The sequence below is a fragment of the Micromonospora sp. M51 genome (genome assembly GCF_018070305.1).
GTDB lineage: Bacteria > Actinomycetota > Actinomycetes > Mycobacteriales > Micromonosporaceae > Micromonospora > Micromonospora parva.
This window is the reverse complement of the sequence record NZ_JAGPXZ010001191.1, coordinates 1-1,177: the sequence shown is the minus strand read 5'-3', so window position 1 is coordinate 1,177 and position 1,177 is coordinate 1. Positions and strand designations below refer to the sequence as shown.

The window sequence follows — 1,177 nt, the reverse complement described above, 5'->3', positions numbered from 1 at the left end:
GTTCCAGCCGGCGTAGCGCGGAGGCCTCGGCGGACACCGCGGCTCGCTTCTGCTCCTCCAGCACGGTGATCCGGTCGCGCATCTCGGCCACCCCGGTCAGCATGGCCTTGGCGAAGCTGGCCTGCAGCAGCGCGCAGCCCCGCACCACGATCGGCAGGGTGATCAGGAAGAACACCCCGAGCGCGGTGTACAGGCCGATCCGGGCGGTGGTCGAGTCGCCCAGGCCGAGCAACTGCGCCAGGTCCTGGTCACCCTCGCCGTCGGCCCGGGGCAGCGCCCAGTCGTACGCCCAGTAGAGCGAGCCGGTGATGGCCGCGGCCCACCAGGACACCGTCACCACGAAGGTGCCCACCGCCGCGATCAGCCGCAGGATGCCGTGTGCCAGGTCGAGCCAGGACTGGGCGTCCCGCATCGGCACGAAGATCCGCCGCCAGGCGTTCGCGCCGGCCTCGGGCAGCCGGTAGTGCGGCCGGATCCGGGGTTGGTGGAGCACCGCGGGCAGCCGCAGCCGCTCGACGTCGGCCAGCCCACGGGCGGCGTACAGGGTGCCGCTGAGGATCGGTAAGCCGATCACCGTGACCACCAGGCCGATGCCGACCGCGAGGCCGACGACGAGGAGGACGAAGCTGGCCACCGCCAGGGGCAGGCCCAGCACCACGTACCCGGAGTCGACGAAGAGTTGGCGGGGGATGCTCGGTGCCAGCGTCGGTCGGTCGCTGGTGGCGGCAACGGCGGTCATGCCCAAAGGCTAGGCAGCCGGGCGCGGTGTCCCCATCCCGAAACCCCGCCTCTCCTCCGTAGTGCTGCCCCTACCACCGCCGGGACGACCCGGGACAGGGCCGGCGCGGGATTGGTCAGAGAAGTCGGGATTGAGCAATAATCGCCCCGGCGGTGAGCGGACCAGGCCGTTCAATCGATCTTGTGGGATGGGGGTGCTGGTGCTGTCGCGCCACGCAGCGGCAAGATCGCGATTTGTGCACGTCTTCACAAGCGCCTACGCTGTGACTCCGACGCGCCCTGCTAGCACAGCCGGCAATCTCGGTCGCCAGCGGGAGTCCACAAACGGCCGACCAGCGGAGTTGGCCGAGGATCGCACCGCACGGAGTCTCATGAGTCAGCACCGTCACCCAGGCGCGCCCGGCCGCGCCGGTGCCGTACCGGCGCTCCCGGACCTGCC

At 71.0% G+C, this 1,177-nt stretch carries 1 protein-coding gene; it reads right to left on the bottom strand.

The features are described 5' to 3' along the window. Positions 1-739, bottom strand: a 739-nt coding sequence (locus KBX53_RS33590; RefSeq protein ID WP_210863878.1) for a sensor domain-containing protein, incomplete at its 3' end; no start/stop codon positions are given. Between the last annotated feature and the right edge of the window lie 438 nt (positions 740-1,177).